Source organism: Citrobacter sp. wls718 (genome assembly GCF_005280945.1).
Classification (GTDB): domain Bacteria; phylum Pseudomonadota; class Gammaproteobacteria; order Enterobacterales; family Enterobacteriaceae; genus Citrobacter; species Citrobacter gillenii.
On the sequence record NZ_SZWV01000059.1, the window covers coordinates 9,630 to 10,123 of the forward strand.

Genomic DNA, 494 nt, shown 5'->3' on the forward strand with positions numbered 1-494 from the left:
AAATGGTCCGTCGAACGCTATAAGCGCCTACTCGATACCGAGTCCTCCCCGCCCGCTGGCCTCTATCGAATCCTCACCGACGAAGGGGACGCGCGGACTTGGCTGACAACCCCCGACTACCAGCGGATCGCCGTCTTCAAGAAGCCAGCGGTTGATCCCAAGCCCAGTCTATTCTCGGGACAGTTGCCGGGCAAAACCCGGCTCGTGGATGCTCTACGCGTCGGCCGCGGAAAGTTGCGTTGGCCGACTGCCGACGTCTAAAAGGGAACGGTCAAGATGCTGTATGCCTGGATCGACGAACAGAAGCGCGCACCTGTCGCGAAGGGAGAGTGAATCAACTGCCATGACTGTGGCGACATGCTAACCGCCGTTATGCTTGTCGAGAATGCGCCCCATGGGTGGCATAAGGCGGACGACTGTAATCCCTGGAGTTAGCCAGAAGTTTCTTGGCACCTCGTTTGGAAAGAGCACTTCGATATCTCCTTCCGCGAAAT

The 494-nt window shown here is 57.9% G+C and carries 1 protein-coding gene; it reads left to right on the forward strand.

Annotated elements, in window-relative coordinates; translation table 11 throughout:
• Positions 1 to 261: hypothetical protein (locus tag FDW95_RS23310; RefSeq protein WP_212734300.1), on the forward strand; the 261-nt coding region annotated here is incomplete at its 5' end.
• Between the last annotated feature and the right edge of the window lie 233 nt (positions 262 to 494).